At 74.2% G+C, this 19,209-nt stretch carries 23 protein-coding genes; 11 read left to right on the plus strand and 12 right to left on the minus strand.

The annotated features are described in order from the left end of the window. The first annotated feature begins 10 nt into the window (after positions 1-10). Positions 11-793, plus strand: a complete 783-nt coding sequence (locus O2V63_RS17760; protein ID WP_269164658.1) for an HAD-IIA family hydrolase — start codon at positions 11-13, stop codon at positions 791-793. Between the two features lie 34 nt (positions 794-827). Here O2V63_RS17760 and O2V63_RS17765 read toward each other — a convergent pair whose 3' ends face one another. Beyond that, positions 828-1,310, minus strand: a complete 483-nt coding sequence (locus O2V63_RS17765) for a hypothetical protein (protein ID WP_269168854.1) — start codon at positions 1,308-1,310, stop codon at positions 828-830. 89 nt (positions 1,311-1,399) lie between these two features. On the opposite strand from O2V63_RS17765, the gene O2V63_RS17770 reads away from it, so the two are divergent. Beyond that, complete coding sequence (locus tag O2V63_RS17770; protein WP_269168855.1) at positions 1,400-2,365, plus strand: diacylglycerol/lipid kinase family protein; 966 nt, start codon at positions 1,400-1,402, stop codon at positions 2,363-2,365. 287 nt (positions 2,366-2,652) lie between these two features. Beyond that, on the plus strand, positions 2,653-2,904 hold the full coding sequence (locus tag O2V63_RS17775; RefSeq protein WP_036340246.1) for a WhiB family transcriptional regulator: 252 nt from the start codon (positions 2,653-2,655) through the stop codon (positions 2,902-2,904). A 101-nt stretch (positions 2,905-3,005) separates the two neighbouring features. Here O2V63_RS17775 and O2V63_RS17780 read toward each other — a convergent pair whose 3' ends face one another. Continuing rightward, positions 3,006-4,487, minus strand: a complete 1,482-nt coding sequence (locus O2V63_RS17780; RefSeq protein ID WP_269168856.1) for a sensor histidine kinase — start codon at positions 4,485-4,487, stop codon at positions 3,006-3,008. 88 nt (positions 4,488-4,575) lie between these two features. Between O2V63_RS17780 and O2V63_RS17785 the strand changes: the two genes are divergently transcribed. Next, entirely contained in the window at positions 4,576-5,073 is a 498-nt protein-coding gene (locus tag O2V63_RS17785; protein ID WP_269168857.1) for a GNAT family N-acetyltransferase, read from the plus strand. A gap of 28 nt (positions 5,074-5,101) precedes the next feature. Here O2V63_RS17785 and O2V63_RS17790 read toward each other — a convergent pair whose 3' ends face one another. Next, positions 5,102-5,326 carry a biotin/lipoyl-binding carrier protein gene (locus tag O2V63_RS17790; RefSeq protein ID WP_081975602.1) on the minus strand — a complete coding sequence of 75 codons (225 nt, stop codon included), beginning with the start codon at positions 5,324-5,326 and terminating at the stop codon, positions 5,102-5,104. A gap of 100 nt (positions 5,327-5,426) precedes the next feature. Then, positions 5,427-6,521, minus strand: coding sequence for a biotin carboxylase N-terminal domain-containing protein (locus O2V63_RS17795; protein ID WP_269168858.1), 1,095 nt, complete (start codon positions 6,519-6,521; stop codon positions 5,427-5,429). Positions 6,522-6,715: 194 nt separating this feature from the next. Here O2V63_RS17795 and O2V63_RS20885 point away from each other — a divergent pair, with 194 nt between their 5' ends. Further along, positions 6,716-6,790 (plus strand): 50S ribosomal protein bL37, encoded by a 75-nt coding sequence (locus tag O2V63_RS20885; RefSeq protein ID WP_014742531.1) that lies wholly within the window; start codon positions 6,716-6,718, stop codon positions 6,788-6,790. Between the two features lie 24 nt (positions 6,791-6,814). On the opposite strand, the gene rsrA is transcribed toward O2V63_RS20885, so the two are convergent. Beyond that, positions 6,815-7,207 carry a mycothiol system anti-sigma-R factor gene (rsrA, locus tag O2V63_RS17800; protein ID WP_269168859.1) on the minus strand — a complete coding sequence of 131 codons (393 nt, stop codon included), beginning with the start codon at positions 7,205-7,207 and terminating at the stop codon, positions 6,815-6,817. Continuing rightward, positions 7,204-7,896 carry a sigma-70 family RNA polymerase sigma factor gene (locus tag O2V63_RS17805; protein ID WP_269168860.1) on the minus strand — a complete coding sequence of 231 codons (693 nt, stop codon included), beginning with the start codon at positions 7,894-7,896 and terminating at the stop codon, positions 7,204-7,206. Before O2V63_RS17805 ends, rsrA begins: the two co-directional genes overlap by 4 nt. Positions 7,897-8,139: 243 nt before the next feature. On the opposite strand from O2V63_RS17805, the gene ybaK reads away from it, so the two are divergent. Further along, entirely contained in the window at positions 8,140-8,619 is a 480-nt protein-coding gene (ybaK, locus tag O2V63_RS17810; protein ID WP_269168861.1) for a Cys-tRNA(Pro) deacylase, read from the plus strand. Between the two features lie 11 nt (positions 8,620-8,630). Here the strand turns inward: ybaK and O2V63_RS17815 are convergent, their stop codons facing one another. Continuing rightward, positions 8,631-10,196, minus strand: coding sequence for a fused MFS/spermidine synthase (locus O2V63_RS17815; RefSeq protein WP_269168862.1), 1,566 nt, complete (start codon positions 10,194-10,196; stop codon positions 8,631-8,633). 19 nt (positions 10,197-10,215) lie between these two features. Further along, positions 10,216-10,962 (minus strand): SOS response-associated peptidase, encoded by a 747-nt coding sequence (locus O2V63_RS17820; protein WP_269168863.1) that lies wholly within the window; start codon positions 10,960-10,962, stop codon positions 10,216-10,218. Positions 10,963-11,103: 141 nt separating this feature from the next. Between O2V63_RS17820 and O2V63_RS17825 the strand changes: the two genes are divergently transcribed. From O2V63_RS17825 to rsgA, 3 genes are all read left to right on the plus strand, one after another. Then, positions 11,104-12,573: an NAD-dependent succinate-semialdehyde dehydrogenase gene (locus O2V63_RS17825; protein ID WP_269168864.1), complete on the plus strand. Its 1,470-nt coding sequence runs from the start codon at positions 11,104-11,106 to the stop codon at positions 12,571-12,573. 91 nt (positions 12,574-12,664) lie between these two features. Further along, positions 12,665-13,945, plus strand: coding sequence for a 3-phosphoshikimate 1-carboxyvinyltransferase (aroA, locus tag O2V63_RS17830; protein WP_269168865.1), 1,281 nt, complete (start codon positions 12,665-12,667; stop codon positions 13,943-13,945). Then, on the plus strand, positions 13,942-14,955 hold the full coding sequence (rsgA, locus tag O2V63_RS17835; protein ID WP_269168866.1) for a ribosome small subunit-dependent GTPase A: 1,014 nt from the start codon (positions 13,942-13,944) through the stop codon (positions 14,953-14,955). The genes aroA and rsgA overlap by 4 nt, the downstream gene beginning before the upstream one ends. A gap of 49 nt (positions 14,956-15,004) precedes the next feature. Here the strand turns inward: rsgA and O2V63_RS17840 are convergent, their stop codons facing one another. The 3 genes from O2V63_RS17840 to O2V63_RS17850 all read right to left on the minus strand — a co-directional run bounded on the left by O2V63_RS17840 (position 15,005) and on the right by O2V63_RS17850 (position 17,738). After that, positions 15,005-16,123, minus strand: coding sequence for a hypothetical protein (locus tag O2V63_RS17840; RefSeq protein ID WP_269168867.1), 1,119 nt, complete (start codon positions 16,121-16,123; stop codon positions 15,005-15,007). A gap of 344 nt (positions 16,124-16,467) precedes the next feature. Further along, positions 16,468-17,199, minus strand: a complete 732-nt coding sequence (locus O2V63_RS17845; protein ID WP_269168868.1) for a peptidase E — start codon at positions 17,197-17,199, stop codon at positions 16,468-16,470. A 2-nt stretch (positions 17,200-17,201) separates the two neighbouring features. After that, on the minus strand, positions 17,202-17,738 hold the full coding sequence (locus tag O2V63_RS17850) for a DUF2087 domain-containing protein (RefSeq protein ID WP_269168869.1): 537 nt from the start codon (positions 17,736-17,738) through the stop codon (positions 17,202-17,204). 52 nt (positions 17,739-17,790) lie between these two features. Here O2V63_RS17850 and O2V63_RS17855 point away from each other — a divergent pair, with 52 nt between their 5' ends. Together O2V63_RS17855 and hisN are read left to right on the plus strand one after the other, a co-directional pair. Further along, entirely contained in the window at positions 17,791-17,973 is a 183-nt protein-coding gene (locus tag O2V63_RS17855; protein ID WP_269168870.1) for a DUF2795 domain-containing protein, read from the plus strand. An 84-nt stretch (positions 17,974-18,057) separates the two neighbouring features. Then, positions 18,058-18,861, plus strand: a complete 804-nt coding sequence (gene hisN, locus O2V63_RS17860) for a histidinol-phosphatase (RefSeq protein ID WP_269168871.1) — start codon at positions 18,058-18,060, stop codon at positions 18,859-18,861. Between the two features lie 25 nt (positions 18,862-18,886). On the opposite strand, the gene O2V63_RS17865 is transcribed toward hisN, so the two are convergent. Next, positions 18,887-19,177 (minus strand): hypothetical protein, encoded by a 291-nt coding sequence (locus O2V63_RS17865; RefSeq protein ID WP_269168872.1) that lies wholly within the window; start codon positions 19,175-19,177, stop codon positions 18,887-18,889. Positions 19,178-19,209 lie beyond the last annotated feature (32 nt).

Raw genomic sequence — 19,209 nt, forward strand, 5'->3', positions numbered from 1 at the left:
GGAGAACGGCGTGACCACCGAACGCGGCGAGTCCGAGTGCTGGCTGACCGACATGGACGGCGTGCTGGTGCACGAGGGGAAGGCGCTGCCCGGCGCGGCCGACTTCCTGGCCCGGCTGGTCGAGCGCAACCGCCGGTTCCTGGTGCTGACCAACAACTCGATCTTCACCCCCCGCGACCTCTCCGCCCGGCTCTCCCGCAGCGGCCTGGAGGTGCCGGAGGAGGCGATCTGGACCTCGGCCCTGGCCACGGCGGACTTCCTGGCCTCCCAGCTGCCGGGCGGATCGGCCTACGTCATCGGTGAGGCGGGCCTGACCACCGCGCTGCACGAGGCGGGGTACACGATGACCGACACCGACCCGGACTACGTCGTCCTCGGGGAGACCCGCACCTACTCCTTCGAGGCGATCACCCAGGCGGTCCGGCTGGTCGGCGCCGGCGCCCGGTTCATCGCCACCAACCCCGACGTCACCGGCCCCTCCCCCGAGGGCCCGCTGCCCGCGACCGGCTCGGTGGCGGCGATGATCACCAAGGCCACCGGGGCGGAGCCCTACTTCGTCGGCAAGCCCAACCCGATGATGTTCCGCAGCGCGATGAACCGCATCGAGGCGCACTCGGAGTCCACCACGATGATCGGTGACCGGATGGACACCGACGTCGTCGCCGGCATCGAGGCGGGGCTGGACACGATCCTGGTGCTCACCGGCTCGACCCGCGCCGAGGACGTCAGCCGTTTCCCCTTCCGGCCCAGCCGGGTGCTGCCCTCGATCGCCGAGGTCATCGAGCTCATCTAGTCCGAGCCCATCGCCGGGCAAGCGAGTTCCTCCCTCAGCGTTCGAAGAAGGCCAGCCGCGCCTCGGGGGTGGCCAGCAGGTACAGCTCGGTCGCGACGAGGGCCAGCACCGGCAGACCCAGCAGCGGCACCTGCGCCTCGAAGGCCGCGTTGTAGCCGAGCAGGCCCAGCAGGATCTGCAGCACGATGACCGGGCCGCGGGCCCAGCCGGACACCCGCCACAGCCCGACCGCGGCGGCAGCGAGCAGCCCCGCCCCCAGCCCGACGTAGACCACCTCGGCCAGCGCGCGGCCCACGCTGTCCGGCGAGCCGGTCAGCGTCAGCACCAGCAGCACGAGCGCGAGGACCGTCAGCGCGAGCGCCTCCACGGCCACCACCAGGGCTGCCCGCCGGACGGCGGTCGGTGCCTCCCGGCGCTCGCGCTGCGGGCGCGGTGCGGTCGGTTGCGCCGCACCACCGAGCAGGCCCTCCGCCCTCGGCCGACGGCGGCCCGGGGTCTGTCCGTCCTGACCTGACACGCCGTCGAGGTTACCCGCGGGCACCGCGCGAGCCGCCGCGCCGGACGTGCCGCACGGCCGGCCCGGAGCCGCTGGATATGTTGGGCGGCATGCGTGCGCTGCTGGTGGCGAACCCGGCGGCCACGACCACCACCCGCAAGGTCCGCGACGTGCTGGTCCGGGCGCTGTCCAGCCAACTGGACGTCGAGCTGGCCGAGACCGCCCACCGCGGTCATGCACGGGAGCTCGCCGCCCGGGCCGCCGCGGACGGGGTCGACCTGGTCGTGACCCTCGGGGGCGACGGCACGGTCAACGAGGCAGCCAACGGTCTGCTCGCCGCCGGGCCGGCGCCCGACGGGCCGATGCTGGCCGTCGTGCCGGGCGGCTCGACCAACGTCTTCGCCCGCGCGCTCGGCCGCTCCCGCGACCCGGTGGAGGCGACCGGGGAGATCCTCGACTCGCTGCGCGCCGGCCGCACCCGACTGGTGTCCCTCGGCACCGCGGAAGCCCGCACCGGCGAAGAGGGGACGACGGAGGGCTGGACCACCCCCCGCTGGTTCGTCTTCGCCGCGGGCATGGGCTTCGACGCCGACGTCATCTCCCGGGTCGAGGCCCAGCGCGCCCGGGGGCGGCGGTCCACCGGCAGCCTCTACATCGGGGCCGGGGTCAACGCATTCCTGCTGGGCCGCGACCGCCGTCGTCCACCGATGACCCTCCAGCTGCCCGGCGCGGCCCCCGTCGACGGACTGTTCCTCGCCCTGGTCTCCAACGTCAGCCCGTGGACCTACCTGGGGGCCCGGCCCATCGACCCGAGCCCCGAGGCGTCCTTCGACACCGGTCTGGACCTCTTCGCGATGGGCCGCGTCGGCGTGGTGCGGATGCTGCACCACGTGCGCCAGACCATGGCCGCCCGGCCGGACGCCCGGGGCCGCGGGGTGCACCGCTGGCACGACCTGGGAGAACTGACCCTGACGTCGACCCGCCCGCAGGGGTGGCAGCTCGACGGTGACCACCTGGGCACCACCACCGGGCTCCGCGTGCGGTCCGTCCCGGACGCGCTGCGCGTCGTCGTGTGACCGAGCGCTCGGTCGTGGCCCCCGCTGGGTGATGCAGGGACGCGTCGGGTGGGGTAGGACGGAGTGGCGAGGCCCCGCCTGGCGTGGTGAGGTTGCTCACGAGCCCCGCCGACGCCCGGCGAACTGCTTGACAGTGCGTCGACTCGTGAAAGCATCACAAGCAAGCAACCTGCTGGTAACACAGCGGGCGGTCGTCGTTCTTCGTGCTGACATCAGCGCACGGACCTGCGGGGGCGGTCTCCGGACCGACGACCGGACACCCTGACGAGATCGAGGAGTACACCGCCATGGACTGGCGCCACCGCGCGCTCTGCCGGGACGAAGACCCGGAGCTCTTCTTCCCGATCGGGACGACGGGCCCGGCAGTCGTCCAGATCGAGCAGGCCAAGGCTGTGTGCGGCCGTTGCCCGGTCGTCGAGTCCTGTCTGGACTGGGCCCTGAGCTCGGGCCAGGACTCCGGGGTCTGGGGCGGGCTGTCCGAGGACGAGCGCCGTGCCCTGAAGCGCCGCACCGCGCGCACCCGGGTCCGCACCGCCTGAAGAAGGACCCCCTTCCTCCCCACCACTCGCTCCGCTCGTGGCGGGCCCCTGGAAGGGGGCCAACAGCAAGAGCCGCCCCTCCGGGGCGGCTCTTGCTGCGTTCACCGGCGGGCCCGGCCGGCGCCCGGGAGGCTGAGCACCGCCTCGGTCCCCGAGCCGCCGTCCGCCGGCGGTCCCATCTCCAGCGTCCCGTGCAGCTCGCTGGTCACCAGCGTCCGCACGATCTGCAACCCGAGCCCGGTGCTGGCCGCCGGGTCGAAGCCCGGCGGCAGACCGCGCCCGTCGTCGCGGACCCGGACCACCAGGTCGTCGCCCGTCCGCTCGGCAGCGAGCACGATCGTCCCCGGCTCACCGTCGTCGAACGCGTGCTCGGCCGCGTTGTGCAGCAGCTCGGTCACCGCCATCACCAACGGCGTCGCGCACGCCGCGGGCAGCTCCCCGATCGCGCCGTCGCGGGTGATCCGGGCGGCCGGCCCCACCGACGTCACGTCGCCGAGCATCGGCAGCACCTGGTCGAGGACGTCGTCGACCTCGACGACGTCGTCCCGACTGCCGGCCAGCGTCTCGTGGACCACCGCGATCGAGGCCACCCGGCGCACCGACTCCTCCAGGGCCGCGCGGGCCGCCGGCTCGGTCATCCGCCGGGCCTGCAGCCGCAGCAGCGCGGCCACGGTCTGCAGGTTGTTCTTCACCCGGTGGTGGATCTCCCGGATGGTGGCGTCCTTGGTCATCAGCGCGCGGTCCCGGCGGCGCACGTCGGTGACGTCGCGGACCAGCACCAGCGCACCCTCCTCACCGCCGGGGGCCTGCAGCGGCAGGGCGCGCACCAGCATGGTGGCCGCGTCGTTCTCCACGTCCATCGGCTCGGGGAACCGGCCGGCGACCGCTGCGGCGATGCTCGCGGCCACGGCCTCACCGGCCACCCGGTCCGCCGAGACCTGCCGGGTCACCTCGCCCAGGTCGGATCCCACGACGTCCCCGGTCACCCCCATCCGCCGGTAGGCCGACAGGGCGTTCGGGCTGGCGTAGACCGCGTGTCCGGTGCCGTCCAGCCGGACCAGCCCGTCACCCACCCGCGGGCTCATCTCCGCGTCGTCCAGCATCCGCGGCGGGAAGGTGCCGGCCGCCACCATCAACGAGAGGTCCGCGGCGATGTCGAGGTAGGTGAGCTCCAGGGTCGACGGCGACCGGGTCGCCGCCAGGTTGGTGTCCTTGGCCAGCACCGCGACCACCGCACCGTCGTGCCGGACGGGGATCACCTCCCGCCGGCGGGGGCTCGCACCCGACCAGTCGGGATCGCCCTCGGTGATCGGCCGCCCTTCCCGCTGCGCCCGCAGCAGCGGCTCGGCGTCCGCCCCGGTGGCCTCACTGCCCACCAGGTCCTCCGGCTGGCTCGTGGGCGCCGTCAGCGGGCGCACCTGGGCCACGCACCACCAGGCCCCGGTCTGCAGCGGCACCCACAGCGTGAGGTCGGCGAAGGAGAGGTCGGCCAGCAGCTGCCAGTCGGCCACCAGCCGGCGCGCGTGGTCGACCTGGGACGGGCTCGCCGAGCCGCGGGTGAGACGTTCGGACAGGCTGCTCATCGTGAGCCGGAGCCTACGGCCCTGTCCGGAGGCTCACCCCAGCCTGCGAGGGAGGAGTGGGACAGGGTCCTTTGTCTACCCTGCTCCGGTGGCCTTCCCCGCACCCGTCGTCGGCCCGGCCGGGCCCGCGGACCACGCCCGCATCGCCGAGCTCACCGTGGCTGCCTACGCAGCCGAGGAGCTCGCACCGGCCGAGTACCTGCCCCAGCTGGCCGACGTGGCGGGGCGTGCGGACCGCGCGGAGCTGCTCGTGGCCCGCGACCACGACGGGCGCATCGTCGGCAGCGTGGCGCTGGTGCTGTCCGGGGACTTCGGTGAGGTCGTCGAGTCCCCGGACGAGGCGGCGTTCCGGATGCTCGCGGTCGACCCCGGGGCTCGCGGCCAGGGCATCGGGGCGGCGCTCGTGCGCGCCTGCCTGGACCGGGCCCGGGCCGCCGGCAGACGACGGATGGTGCTGTCCACGGGCGAGCGGATGGCCGCAGCGCACCGGCTCTACGCCCAGTTCGGTTTCACCCGGCTGCCGGAGCGGGACTGGACGCCGGTGCCCGGCGTCGACCTCCGGGTCTACTCCCTCGACCTGGCCTGACGCGCCCCGTCCTCCTCCGACGGGGTCGCTACGCCGGGACGACGGTGGCGATCAGGTCGCCCTCCTGGAGCACCTCGCCCTCGACCACGTGCAGCTCGCCGATCGTGCCGGCGCGCTCACTGAGCACCGGGATCTCCATCTTCATCGACTCGAGGATGACCAGCGTGTCACCGGCGGCGACCTCCGCACCGGGGGCCACGAGCACCTTCCACACGCTGGAGACCATCTCGGCGTGGATCTCCTCGACCGCCACCGGCGCCCCCTCTTCCCTGACCTGCCCCGACCCGCCTGAGCCGACGGTGTGCTCATGAAAGCACGCGTGGAGGCCGGCACCGCACCGTGCCGAGCAGCGGTCAGGTGCAGTCGGGGACGAGCGCACCGGCGATGCGCTGCAGCACGCCGCAGACGGCCGCACCGTCGTGCGGGACGCCGGTCTCCGGGAGACCGACGAGGAGCTCCATCGCCGCCCGCGCGGCGCTCGCCGCATCCGGGCCCGCAGCGCTCACCGTGGCCAGCAGGGCGTCGTACCAGCCATCGAGCCGGTCGCCCGCGTCGTAGCCGCTCACCGCGACCAGTTCGGCGTCCCCGGTCGGACGCCGGTCAGCGGCGACGACGTCGGGCAGCCGGCCGGTGACCCGACCCGCAGTGCCCGGCGGCAGGGTCGAACGCAGCTGGACGGCGAGCCCGGCGTACGGCGGCCCCTCGGCGGCGTCCGGGAGACTGCCCGCCGGCGCACCGGACGCACTGCCCAGCGCGAGCGCGACGGCGTCCAGCCCGTGTGCCCGCTCGAGCACGGCGATGTCCAGGGAGAAGCCCGCCGCCACCTCGGCCAGCTCACCGCCGGGGTCGATGCCCACCGTGACCAGCCCGCGCCAGCCCAGCTCGGGGAGCCGGCGGGCGGCCGCGGGCAGTGATCCCAGCCCGTCGGGGGGCGTCCAGGAGACCCGTGGGGTGCCGCCGGCGCGGTCGCGCAGCACCGGGGTGACGTGGTGCAGCCCCTCGGCGCTGACCCAGGCCAGGAACCCACGCTCGCTGGCCGGCTCGACGCCGTCACCGCCGAGGCGCTCGAGCACCCCGGCCTCCGGCCCGATCCAGCCCAGCCCGGCGTCGGCCACCGCGGCGGCCAGCCGCGCGTTCCCGGCCAGGGCCGGGGGGACGGGGAGCACCGCGTCGACCCGGGTACGGCGAGCGGCCTCGACCAGGCGGCGCACGTCCAGATAGGACTCCGTGGCCGGTGCGGGGCCCAACAGCACGGACTCGTCGGCCATCCGCACGTGCCGGGCGTCGCGTTCTGCCTCCGAGTACACGGCCACGGCCTTCACGCCCAGCCGACCGCACGCCCGGATCACCGCGCAGGCCATCGGCCCCCGGCCGGCCACGAGCACGCTGTCGACTGCCTGGACCACGTCGTCCTCCTCTTCCCGGCTGGGCCGGCGTCCTGCGCTCACCGGCTGTGCCGGCCTCCTGCCGGTGGCCCGTGCCACCGCTGGTCCCGACCGCGCACCAGCGCACGGTGCCGGGCCCACCCGTGAGAGCCTTGCAGGGTCAGCTTGGCCGGTGCCGGGGTGCTCTGCATCCTGCACCGGGACCGATCAGCAGCCGGGCGTCCCGCCCGGGTGGAGCACAGAGAGGAGGGGCAGCGATGTCCAAGCGTGGACGCAAGCGGCGCGCCCGCAAGAAGAGCGGCGCCAACCACGGCAAGCGCCCCAACGCCTGACGGCGGGGGGAGCGCCGCGCCGCCCTAGGCGGTGGGGCGCTCCCCCGGCAGCTGGCCGGTCTGGACGCTCGTCGTCTCGAAGGTCGTCGTCTCGATGCTGGCCTTCTCGACGCGCACCTGGGTGCCGTCCTCCTCGAACGAGACGGTCGTCAGCTGCACCTTGATCCGGTCGCGCAGGCCCATCGGCGTGGGGTCACCGCCACAGCGGCGGCGCACCAGCGCCTTGAACTCCTGCTCGATGCCGAACTGGCGCAGACAGGGCGAACAGTCCTCGAGGTGCTCGGCGATGACCGCGCGCCGGGCGTCGTCGGTCTCGTGGTCGAGGAACTCGAAGACGTGGGAGAGCACGTCGTCGCAGGAGGTGATCTCCTCGCCGTGGACGTCGTGCTGGGCGCCGTCGTGAGCGTCGGTGCTCATGGGCGGGTCGCCTCCTCAGCAGCCCCGGCCCGGACGAAACCGCGTTCCCGGGCGTAGTCGGCCAGCAGCTTCTGCAGACCGCGCCGGCCGCGGTGCAGGCGGGACATCACCGTGCCGATGGGCGTGCCCATGATCTCGGCGATCTCCTTGTAGGCGAACCCCTCGACGTCGGCCAAGTAGACCGCGAGCCGGAAGTCCTCCGGCAGCTGCTGCAGCGCCTCCTTGATGTCGGAGTCGGGCAGGTGGTCCAGCGCCTCGATCTCCGCCGAGCGCAGGCCGCTGGAGGTGTGCTCCTCCGCGGCGTAGAGCTGCCAGTCCTGCACCTGCTCGGTGGGGTACTGCTGCGGCTGCCGCTGCTTCTTGCGGTAGCTGTTGATGTAGGTGTTCGTCAGGATCCGGTACAGCCACGCCTTGAGGTTGGTGCCCTCGGCGAACTGGTGGAAGGCCGAGTACGCCTTGACGAACGTCTCCTGCACCAGGTCCTCGGCGTCGGCGGGGTTGCGGGTCATCCGCAGCGCCGCCGGGTAGAGCTGGTCCAGGTAGGGCAGGGCGTCCCGCTCGAAGCGGGCGTCACGCTGCGCCCGGGTCTCGGCGAGCTCGGCGCGACTGCCGTCGGCACGCGCCTCCGGCGTCTCATCGGGCTTCGCCGTCTCGACGACGGGGCTGTCGCTCGCGGGCTCCTGGGGCACCGACCGTCCTCTCTGCGGCGCCCGGGAACGGGCGACCACGTCGCTCGATCCTAGCCGGGTACGGCCGGGGTGGCCGGGGGGACGGCGGGCGGGCGCGGATCCGCGCGCGATGCGCGCCGGTGCGCCCGGGACTGTGCTGCTCACGGTCGGTGCAACGGCACGCGCCTGGGCTCGATTCCCCACCGGGGCGTTCGTCGGGGAAAGCACTCCCCGACCGGCAGGGTCGCCCTAGGCTGCTGCGCCGTGGCGGCGACACCGGCGGTGCGGACCCTGGACCAGGCGCGGGCCCACTACTCCCTGCACGAGTACGACCCGGCCGACGGCGCGGACGGACACGGCTACGGCGAGGTGGCGGTGGCCGCCCTCGGCGCCGATCCGGCCCGGGTGTTCAAGACCCTGGTCGCCCGGGTGGACGGGGCGCTCACCGTCGCCGTCGTACCGGTCAGCGGCCAGCTGGACCTCAAGGCGCTGGCCACCGCCGCGGGCGGGCGGAAGGCCACGATGGCCGACCCGGCCGACGCCGAGCGGAGCAGCGGCTACGTACGGGGTGGGATCAGCCCGCTGGGTCAGCGGAAGGCGCTGCCGACCGTGGTGGACGACAGCGCGCTGACCTTCCCGACGGTGCTGGTCAGCGCGGGACGCCGCGGGCTCCAGGTGGAGCTGTCGCCGGCGGACCTGGTCCGGCTGACCCGGGCCCGGACGGCCGCCATCGCCCGACCCTGACGGCCGCCCGGTCAGCCGTACGGGGTGAGCAGCTGGTCGACCGGCGCGAAGTCGTCGGTGAGGACTCCGGCGTCCCCGATGAACCGGTCGAGCTCGGGACCCTCGGCCACCTGCCAGGCGAGCCCACGCTCGGCCAGTGCGGCGGCGATCTCCGCCGACGGCAGCGGACGCTGCGAGGCGACCGCGACCACGTTCCCGCCGTCCTCCCCGGCCAGCACCGGCGCCCGGGCCAGCAGCAGCACGTGGTCGAACACCTGCCGCATGGTCGCCAGCTCAGCCCGCACGAACGACAGCGGCGGGTTGTCGATCAGGTTGACCGCGTAGACGCCGTCCTCGGCCAGCGCCTCGTCGACCAGGCGCAGCGCCTCCACCGTGGTGAGCTGCCACGGCACCGACAACCCGCCGAAGGCGTCACCGACGACGAGGTCCCGCTCCCCGGCTTCCTCCGCGTCCAGCCCGACCCGGCCGTCACCGACCCGCACCTGGAGTTCGTCGGAGGTCTCCAGCCCCAGCTCCAGCTCGTCGATCGCGACGACGCCGGGGTCGACCTCGAGCACCCGGCTCAGCGTGCCCGGCCGCACCTCGGCCAGGTAGCGGGGCAGGGTCAGCCCCCCGCCACCGACGTGCAGCGCCGACAGCGGTTCGCCCGCCGGGGCGAGCGCGTCGGTGACCGAGGCGATGGCCTGGACGTACTCGAACTCCAGGTACGTCGGGTCCTCGAGGTCGACGTAGGAGTGCCGCAGGGTGTCCAGCAGCAGCACCCGCCCGGTGTCGCGCTCGGGGTCGACCACCACCCGGGCGCAGTGGTAGGCGGTCTCCCGTTCGCAGGGCGTCGGTGCCACCGCGGCCAGCACCGGCGCGGCCACGGCCAGAGCCAGCAGCCCGACGGGCAACCGGCCGGTCACCCCGGGGGTGCGGCGCCGCAGCAGCACCGCGAGGGCCACCCCGACCAGGACGACGAGCAGCCCGGTGCCGACCAGGATCACGCTGCTGGGCAGCACCGCGATCAGCAGGAAGCCGGTGGAGAACGTCGCCACGATGCCGCCGATGGTGCCGATGCCCGACAGCCGGCCGACGACCGAGCCGGTCTGCGCCAGACTGCCCAGCTGGAGCGCGACGATCATCGGCGGGACGGCGGACAGCAGCGCGGCCGGGACGACGACGGCCAGCGCGGCCAGCAGCAGCACGTTCCCGGCCGCGGCGCCGGTGAACAGCGCACCGGCGAACCGCACCAGGGGCAGCACCGCCACGATCAGGGCACCGCCGGCCACCATCAGCGGCGCGATCAGCCGCCGCGGGTCGGTGCGGTCGGCGGCAGCACCCCCGGCCCAGGCACCGACGGCGATCGCGGCCAGCGCGAACCCGATGACCGCGGTGCTGGTCTGCACGGTGATCCCGACGTACGGCGCGATCAGCCGCAGGCCGACGACCTCGAGCACGAGCACCGCCCCGGAGGACAGGAAGGTGACGCCGGCGGCGATCCAGTCGGGCAGCGCCCGGGAGCCAGGACGGGTGGGCTCCCCGGCCGTGTCCGGGGTCGTCGACGCGGTGGTCGGGTGGGGGTCCAGCGGGCTCACCTCGGGGATCGGGGGACGGTCAGAACAGGGCGGGCTGGTCGGCGGGCTCGCTGACCGACTCCACCCGCGCGGTCAGCTGCGGCCCGTTGTTGGCCACGTTGCCCACGGCCGCGCCGACCGGGCGGATCTCCAGCCGCTCGACGTACTCCGGCGGCGTCGGGCCGGCCAGCTCGGTGACGTCCTCGCGGGCCGGGTCCAGCCACTCCGCCCAGCGGTCCGGCGGCAGCACCAGCGGCATCCGGTGGTGCACCTCGGTGAGCGCGCCGACCGCGGGGGCGGTGACCACGGTGCAGGTGTACAGCCGGTCCTCACCCCGGCCCCACACCTCCCAGAGCCCGGCGAAGACGAGCCCGGAGCCGTCCTCCGGGGTCACGTAGAACGGCTGCTTGCCGGGGCGGTCGTGGCGGGGCGACCACTCGTACCAGCCGTCGGCCGGGACCAGGCAGCGCCGGCTCGCCGCGGCGGTGCGGAACGCGGGCTTCTCGGCCAGCGACTCGACCCGGGCGTTGAGCATCCGGTTGCCGACCGAGACGTCCTTGGCCCACGAGGGCACCAGGCCCCAGCGCACGGCCCGGAGCTCACGGTGCCCGCCGCCGGTGAGCGCGCCCTCGGCGTCGCGCTCCTTCTTGTGCCGCACCACGTACACGTCCTTGGTGGGGGCGACGTTGTGGTCGGCCGGCAACGGCGCCTGGCCCTCGACCGGGACGGCCTCGAACTCCAGCGCCAGGTCCGCAGGGTTGCGACTGGCGGCGTAGCGACCACACATGCGGGGCTCCTCCCGGACGACGACCTCACCGAGCCTAGGTGCGCCCACCGACGACCCGCCGTGCGTCACCCGGGGTGAGCGGGGTAGGACGGGGACACAGACCCGACGCACCGCGACGAAGCACGACGGAGGGCACATCACGTGACGACCACCCAGGCTCCCTCGACAGAGCAGCCGAAGACCGCCAGCGACGCAGGCGCACGCCCGTACGCGACGGTGAACCCCTACACCGGGAAGACGGAGAAGGAGTTCCCGTTCCTGGAGGCCGACGCCATCGACCGCGTGGTCGAGCAGGCCCACACCGCCTTCGGCGACTGGCGCCGCCGGTCGGTGGAGGAGCGCGCCGCCGTCGTCGGCCGGGCCGCCGAGCTGATGCGCGAGCGGCAGGACGAGTTCGCCGCCCTGATCACCCGGGAGATGGGCAAGCGGATCCAGGAGGCCGCCGGTGAGGTCCAGCTGGCCGCCAGCATCCTGGACTACTACGCCACCAACGGCCCGCGGTTCCTGGCGCCGAAGCCGATCGACGTGATGGGCGGCGGCGAGGCCGAGGTCGTCAACGAGCCGATCGGCGTCCTGCTGGCGATCGAGCCGTGGAACTACCCGCTGTACCAGGTGGTGCGGGTCGCCGGCCCGAACCTGACCCTGGGCAACACGATCCTGCTCAAGCACGCGGAGAACAACCCGCAGTGCGCGCTGGCCCTGGAGCAGCTGTTCCGGGACGCCGGGGCCCCGGAGGGCGTCTACACCAACCTCTTCCTGCGGATCGCCGACGTCGAGCAGGTCATCGCCGACCGGCGCGTGCAGGGCGTGACGCTGACCGGCAGCGAGCGGGCCGGGGCGAGCGTGGCCCAGCTCGCCGGCAAGCACCTCAAGAAGTCGGTGCTGGAACTCGGCGGCAGCGACCCGTTCATCGTGCTCGACGCCCCCGACCTGGGCCGCACGGTGAAGGCCGCGACCATGGCCCGGATGGCCAACACCGGGCAGGCCTGCATCGCGGCGAAGCGGATCATCGTGCTCGACGAGGTCTACGACGACGTCGTCGCCGGCCTGCAGCAGGCCTTCGGCAGCTTCACCCCCGGCGACCCGGCCGACCCGGCCACGACGCTGGGCCCGCTGTCCACCGAGCGGGCCGCGCAGGACCTCGCCGCGCAGATCCAGGACGCCGTGGACAAGGGGGCCACCGTGCTGGCCGGCGGCAACCGCCCCGAGCACGACGGCGCCTTCGTCGAGGCCACCCTGCTGGCCGACGTCACCCCGGAGATGCGGGCCTACCACGAGGAGCTCTTCGGCCCCGCGGCCGTCGTCTACCGGGTGAAGGACGCCGACGAGGCCGTCGCGCTGGCCAACGACAGCGACTTCGGCCTGTCGGCAGCCGTCTACAGCGGCGACACCGAGCGCGCCCGGGCGGTCGCCGACCGGCTGGAGTCCGGGATGGTCTGGATCAACCAGCCCTCGGGCTCCTCCGCGGAGCTGCCCTTCGGCGGGGTGAAGCGGTCGGGTTACGGCCGTGAGCTCTCCGAGCTGGGCATGTTCGAGTTCGCCAACCGGCGGCTGGTCCGCACCATGCCGCCGAAGAAGCAGGCAGCGCCGGCGCAGCACGTCGGCGGCTGACGCACCGGCGCCCCGGCCCCGGGCACCTGCCCGGGGCCGGGGGTCGCCGTCACGCCGCCGGCCGAGGACGTCGGCAGGGCAGGATGAGCGCATGACCGAGGTCTGGACGACGCCTGCCCGCCGCACCCCGGTGGACGCCGTGGTGACCCTCCCCGGGTCCAAGTCGATCACCGCCCGCGCCCTCGTGCTCGCCGCGATCGCCGACGGGCCGAGTCGGCTCGTGCGCCCGCTCCGCGCCCGGGACACCGACCTGATGGCCGCCGGGCTGCGCGCGCTCGGGGTCGGCATCGCCTCCGACGGCGCGGACTGGCTGGTCACCCCGGGCTCGCTGCACGGGCCGGCCGAGGTGGACGCCGGACTGGCCGGCACGGTGCTCCGGTTCCTGCCCCCGGTGGCCGCGCTGGCCACCGGGCCGGTGCGGCTCGACGGCGACGCCCGGCTGCGCGACCGGCCCAACGCCGGGCTGATCGCCGGACTGCGCGACCTCGGCGTCCGGGTCGACGACGACGGCCGCGGCCGGGCCCCGTTCACCGTGCACGGCACCGGTGCGGTGCGCGGCGGTGCGGTCACGGTCGACGCCAGTGAGTCCAGCCAGGTGGTGTCCGGTCTGCTGCTGGCCGCGGCCCGCTTCGACACCGGCATCGAGCTGACCCTCGCCGGGAGCCTCCCCTCCCTGCCGCACGTGGAGATGACGGTGCGGACGCTCGCCGAGCACGGGGTGCAGGTGCGCCGGACCGACGGTGGGTGGCACGTCGCCCCGGGCCCGATCGCCGCCCTCGACCGCGTCGTCGAGCCCGATCTGTCCAACGCCGCCCCGTTCCTGGCCGCGGCCCTGGTCACCGGCGGCCGGGTGACGGTGCGCGACTGGCCGACCGACACCACCCAGCCCGGCGCGCAGCTCGACCGGCTGCTCACCGCGATGGGCGCCGCGGTGGCCCGCACGCCGGAGGGGCTGCAGGTGACCGGGGGCGCCCGGATCGCTCCCCTCGACGCCGACCTGGGCGAGGTCGGTGAGCTGACCCCGGTGCTCGCCGCGCTCTGCGCCCTGGCCGACGGGCCCTCCCGGCTCACCGGCATCGCCCACCTGCGTGGCCACGAGACCGACCGGCTGCAGGCGCTGGACGAGGTGCTCAGCGCCGTCGGCGCCCGGGTCGAGCAGCTGCCCGACGGGCTGGTCATCACCCCGGGACCGCGCCGAGCGGTGCGCCTGGACTCCTACGCCGACCACCGGATGGTGCACGCGGCGGCGGTGCTGGGCCTGGCGGTCGACGGCATCGAGGTCACCGACCCGGCCGCGGTGACCAAGACGCTGCCGGACTACCGGGAACGCTGGGCCGGCCTGCTCGGCGAGGGCGCCGGGGTGTCCGCGTGAGCCGGAAGATGGACAGCCGGTCCGACGAGGACGACGTCCGCGTCCGGGCCTCGCGGCACGGCTCCCGTCCCCGCACCCGCACCCGCCCCACGCACGAGGAGGCCGTGCCCGGGCTGGTCATCGCGGTGGACCGCGGCCGGATGACGGTGCGGGTCGAGGGCCCCGGGGGCTCCCCGGTCGACGTGACCGCGATGCGCGCCCGCGAGCTGGGCAAGCACGGCGTCGTCGTCGGTGACCGGGTGCGGCTGGTGGGCGACACGACGGGCCGCACCGACAGCCTGGCCAGGATCGTGACCATCGCCGACCGGGTCACCTCGCTGCGCCGCACCGCCGACGACACCGACCCCACCGAGCGGATCGTGGTGGCCAACGCCGACCAGCTCGTCGTCGTCACCTCGATCGCCGACCCCGAGCCGGCGCTCGGCTTCCTGGACCGATGCCTGGTCGCCGCCTACGCCGGGGGGCTGTCGCCACTGCTGGTGCTGACCAAGTCCGACCTGGCCAGCCCGCAGCCACTGCTGGACCGGTACGCCGGACTGGAGGTCGACGCGGTCCCGATGTCCCGCGAGGCGCCGCTCGATGAGCTGGTGACCCGGCTGCGGGACCAGATGAGCGTGCTGGTCGGCCAGTCCGGGGTCGGCAAGTCGACGCTGTTCAACCGGCTGATCCCGGGTGCCTTCCGGGCCATCGGCGACGTGAGCAAGATCGGCAAGGGCAGGCACACGTCCTCCTCGGCGGTGCTGCTGGACCTGCCCGAGAGCGGCACCCTGATCGACACCCCGGGCATCCGCTCCTTCGGGCTGGCGCACGTGACCCCGCAGGACGTGCTGGCCGCCTTCGACGACCTCGCCGAGGCCGCGGTCGACTGCCCGCCCGCCTGCGGGCACACCGCCGCGGACCCGGAGTGCGCCCTGGACCCCTGGGCCGCCCAGGGCACACCCGCAGCGCGGGAGCGGCTGGGCAGCTTCCGCCGGCTGCTCACCGCCGTCGGCCAGCTCCCTCGTCCGTGAGCGGACCGTCGCCGTGACGTGCCGGGGCCTCAGCGGCTGCCGGTCCGCTTCAGGGCAGGGTCCGGAAGGTGCCTGACCCGACCACGGTCCGATCCGTACCGGTCTCCAGCTGGTAGTGGTAGGACGTGTTCGGCGCGAGGCTGCTGGTGATGGACAGCGGGAGGACGTCGCCGCTGGTGGTGCGGTAGTTGTAGAAGCCGGTCTGGGAGCCGAACGGTGCGGCGGAGACCCGCAGGGTGGTCCTGGTCGTGTTCAGGGGGGCGAAGGCGGAGACGGTCACGCCGACGCGGGTCGGGGTGACGGTGTGCTCCCACGCCTCCGGGCCGGCCACGGGCCCGGAACCGCCGACCTGGCCGGCGTGCTGGCCGAGGACGCCGTCGATGATGGTCCCGAACTGACCGTTGCGGGCGTGGCCGACCCCGGCCGGGTACGAGTGCGAGGTCTGGAACCCGCGATCGGCATACCAAGCCTCGCCGACCTTGGCCCCGTACGGACCGTTCAGCGCGTTCAGGCCACCCGGCGCTGACCCGTTGGTGTCGGTGTCCAGCTCGCCGGTGTCCCAGTGCATGTGCATGCCGGCCTTGAGCGCCTCGGGGAAGGTGTCGGCGGTGACCACTGGTGCCCCGCCGCCACCGATCACGATGGTCCCCCCGCCGGTCATCAGCTCCGGGTGCCGAGGGAACAGGAACCGGGTCATCAGCTGCGCACCGGTGCTGTACCCACCCAGCCACACCCGGTCGCGGTCGATGTCGTACTGGCCGTAGACGGACTCGATCAGGGCGGCGAGGTGGTCGCTGTAGCCGGTCGGGTCGCCCCGCTCCCAGCACTCGCAGCTGCGGTTGGGGCTCGACGGCGTCAGCAGGATCATGTTGTGCCGCTTCGCGACGGCGACGACTCCGTTGACCCCACCGAGGGAGTAGCTGGCCGACGGGTTCTCGAACCCGTACTCACCGGTGCCGTCGACGTAGACGAGCAGGCCGACCGGTCGGGAGTCGTCGAGCCCCGCCGCGTACAGGTGGTGCTGGGCGGTGTACCCGGCGACGTCGGAGGTCAGGAACGTGCGGTCGGTGAGCGGGCCGCCTGATCCGCCGGTCGGTGCTGCAACCGCGGGCGTGGCGGTGGCGAGCAGCACGGTCAGCGCCGCGAACGCGATGCGCATCGATCTCATGACGACTCCTGGGGCTTCGAGGGGGTCGGACGTCGCACCGACGCCGGTGCGTGGGCCGGCGAGGATCCCGTTCAGGACACCTGGACCACCGACTGGACGGACTGGTGGGCGGCTGATCGGCGGTAGGCCGCCGATGCCGGCGTGGGGCCGGTGATGGTCGAAGGTGTGCAGTCAAGCAGGAGGCGCGGATCGGCGGACGTCCTGGCTGGTGTACAGCCGGCGAAGGCCCGGTCGCCAGCAGCCGTCGTCATCGCTGACCACCCGTCGGCGGTGACGACGCGGCCGACGGACCACGATCAGCGCTCAGCGCTCGGTCGCCGACCGCTCAGCACGCGGGATCGCGCCTAGAGCTCGCGAGGGGTGATCGCGCGCTCGGTCCAGCCGCCGCGGTCGTCGGGGTCGATGCGGTACGCGCGCGCGCCGGGCCGCACCGTGACCGCCTCCGCCAGGTCGGTGCCCCGGTAGTGCAGTCCCACGCCGTCCTCGGTCGCGTAGCCGGCGGGGAGGGCCCCGGCGGCCACCAGCCGGCGGTAGGTCTCCCGACGCGGCTGGGCGGTCAGGTCGTCGTGCACCCCGTTGCTGAACGGCAACAGCGCCAGGCCCTCGGTGAACGGGTCGAGCCGGTCGGACCACGAGTCGGTGGGCCCACCCACGTGCCAGCACAGGCTGCCCGCGCTGGGGCCGGCGAGCACCACCCCGGCCTCCCAGCACGCGCGCAGCACGGCCGGCAGGCCGTGTGCCCGCCACACGGCCATCAGGTTCACCACGCTGCCGCCCTCGACGAGCACGACGTCCTGGGTGAGCAGGTGACTGCGCACGTCGGGGACGCTCGGCTGCGGGAACAACCGCAGCACGCTCAGGACGACGTCGTCCCGGCCACCGAAGACCCGCTGGTACGCCGACACCGCCGCCGGGTCGTCGCCCACCGCCGTCGGCAGGTAGCACAGCCGCACCGGCCCCCCGCTCGTCCGGCGGGCAGCCCCCAGGGCCAGCACGTGCTCCAGGAGCGGACGGTTGCCCCGCTCCCCCGGCTGCGGGTCGATGACACCCGAGAACGCGAACACCTGCCGTTGCACCGTCACACCTCCACGTAACCGCCGCTGCGCCAGTAGACGCCCGACTCCCTGGTCAACAGCGCCTCGTCCACCAGGTATCGGCGGAGCGCGGCCACATCCGGGTGCCAGGCGGCCAGCAGTGCGTTGACCTCCCGCTCCGGGTAGCGGACGCCTGGCTCGAACACGCGCACGAGGTGCTCGAGCACGACCCGGCGCTTGCTGTGCTGTGCGGGGACGGAGACCAGCCTGCCGTCCCGGACGAACGCGCGCAGCACGGCGTCCGCACCGGGGTCGTCGGACAGTCGCGGCGCGGGCGGGGCGGTGGCGGCCGCTGCGCGGGCCGCCTCCCCGAACCGCTCGGCGTGCAGCGCGAGCAGGTGACCGTCGCGGTGCACCAGGCCGGCCCGGGACAGCCGCCGTGCGGCCCGCGCGACGTCCTTCAGGGACAGCCCGGACGCCTCGGCGACGTCGGTGAGGGTGCCCGCGCCGAGAGCGAGGGCGGCCACGACCTTCAACCGCGCCGGATCGGCCAACAACCCGACGATGGTCCCGGCCTCCACTCCCCGACGGTATCCGTGCATCGCCGGCGCGGCTGCGGGTACCCGGAGGCCCATGGTGAGCCCGATCGACATCCAGAAGGCCCTGTCCGGCATCGACTACCCGGCCACGAAGGACGACGTGGTGAAGCACGCGCAGTCCCAGGGAGGCAGCGAGGAGGTCGTCGACGCCCTCAAGGGCATCGACGACCAGGAGTACGACACCCCGGCGGCGGTCAGCAAGGCCGTCTTCGACTGAGGAGGGTCCCCTGAGAAGGGGCCGCTCCAGCACGTCACCACGCTCCGGGCGGGCCCGGAGCGGCCCGCCCGCTAGGTTCGGGCCATGACGGCTGGCCAGCGGGGATACAACGAGGACATGCGCCTGGCGCACGTACTGGCCGATCAGGCGGACGCGATCAGCCTGGACCGGTTCCGGGCGCAGGACCTGCGGGTGGACACCAAGCCCGACCTCACCCCGGTCACCGACGCCGACCGCGCGGTCGAGGAGCAGCTGCGCAGCACGCTGGCCCGCGCGCGCACCCGGGACGCCGTGCTCGGCGAGGAGTTCGGCAGCACCGGCCGCGGCGACCGGCGCTGGGTCATCGACCCGATCGACGGCACCAAGAACTTCGTCCGCGGCGTCCCGGTGTGGGCGACCCTCGTCGCCCTGCTCGACGGCGACCTCCCGGTGGTCGGCCTGGTCTCCGCGCCCGCGCTCAACCGCCGCTGGTGGGCGGCGGCGGGCACCGGGGCCTGGACCGGACGCCGGCTGGAGAACGCCACGCGCTGCACGGTCTCCCAGGTGGGCGCGCTCGCCGACGCGAGCCTGTCCTACTCCAGCCTCTCCGGCTGGGAGGAGCAGGACCGGCTGGAGCCGTTCCTGGACCTGACCCGCTCGGTCTGGCGGACCCGGGCCTACGGCGACTTCTGGAGCTACATGATGGTCGCCGAGGGCGCCGTCGACGTCGCCTGCGAGCCGGAGGTCTCCCTGTGGGACCTGGCCGCCCTCGACGTCATCGTGCGCGAGGCCGGCGGAGCGTTCAGCGACCTGGCCGGCAACGCCGGGCCGGCCGGGGGGAGCGCCGTGGCCAGCAACGGCGTCCTGCACCCCGACGTGCTGACGGCGCTCGCCCCCCGGAGGGAGTGAGCGCCGTCGGCACGGGTCGAACGGGTCAGGACGAGGTGCCGGACCCCGTGCCCGAGCCGCCGCGGCCGCCCTGCACCCGGCGCCGGACGTCCTGGATCTTCGCCAGGGTCTTCGGGTCGCTGGCCAGCTGCTGGGCCTTGTCCGTCGCCTGACGGACCACCTGCCTGCCCTTCGGGCTGTTCGCGACCTTGTCGAACTTCGCCCGGGTCTTCGGGTCCTTGGCCAGCTGCTGGGCCTTGTCCGTCGCCTGACGGATGACCTGCTTGCCCTTCGGGCTGTTCGCGAACTGCATGACCTTGTTCATCAGCGACGCCATGGTGCGCCCACCCCCTTGCTCTCCTGCGGTTC

This window comes from Modestobacter sp. VKM Ac-2977 (assembly GCF_026968045.1).
Lineage (GTDB): Bacteria > Actinomycetota > Actinomycetes > Mycobacteriales > Geodermatophilaceae > Modestobacter.

Bases quoted from the DNA above. Each gene is read 5' to 3' on its own strand.
- O2V63_RS17820 (WP_269168863.1), bottom strand. From the start codon at position 10,962: ATGTGTGGTCGCTACGCCGCCAGTCGCAACCCTGCGGACCTGGCGCTG.
- aroA (WP_269168865.1), top strand. From the start codon at position 12,665: ATGACCGAGGTCTGGACGACGCCTGCCCGCCGCACCCCGGTGGACGCC.
- O2V63_RS17865 (WP_269168872.1), bottom strand. From the start codon at position 19,177: ATGGCGTCGCTGATGAACAAGGTCATGCAGTTCGCGAACAGCCCGAAG.
- O2V63_RS17770 (WP_269168855.1), top strand. From the start codon at position 1,400: ATGCGTGCGCTGCTGGTGGCGAACCCGGCGGCCACGACCACCACCCGC.
- O2V63_RS17775 (WP_036340246.1), top strand. From the start codon at position 2,653: ATGGACTGGCGCCACCGCGCGCTCTGCCGGGACGAAGACCCGGAGCTC.
- O2V63_RS17840 (WP_269168867.1), bottom strand. From the start codon at position 16,123: ATGAGATCGATGCGCATCGCGTTCGCGGCGCTGACCGTGCTGCTCGCC.
- hisN (WP_269168871.1), top strand. From the start codon at position 18,058: ATGACGGCTGGCCAGCGGGGATACAACGAGGACATGCGCCTGGCGCAC.
- rsrA (WP_269168859.1), bottom strand. From the start codon at position 7,207: ATGAGCACCGACGCTCACGACGGCGCCCAGCACGACGTCCACGGCGAG.
- O2V63_RS17855 (WP_269168870.1), top strand. From the start codon at position 17,791: ATGGTGAGCCCGATCGACATCCAGAAGGCCCTGTCCGGCATCGACTAC.
- O2V63_RS17780 (WP_269168856.1), bottom strand. From the start codon at position 4,487: ATGAGCAGCCTGTCCGAACGTCTCACCCGCGGCTCGGCGAGCCCGTCC.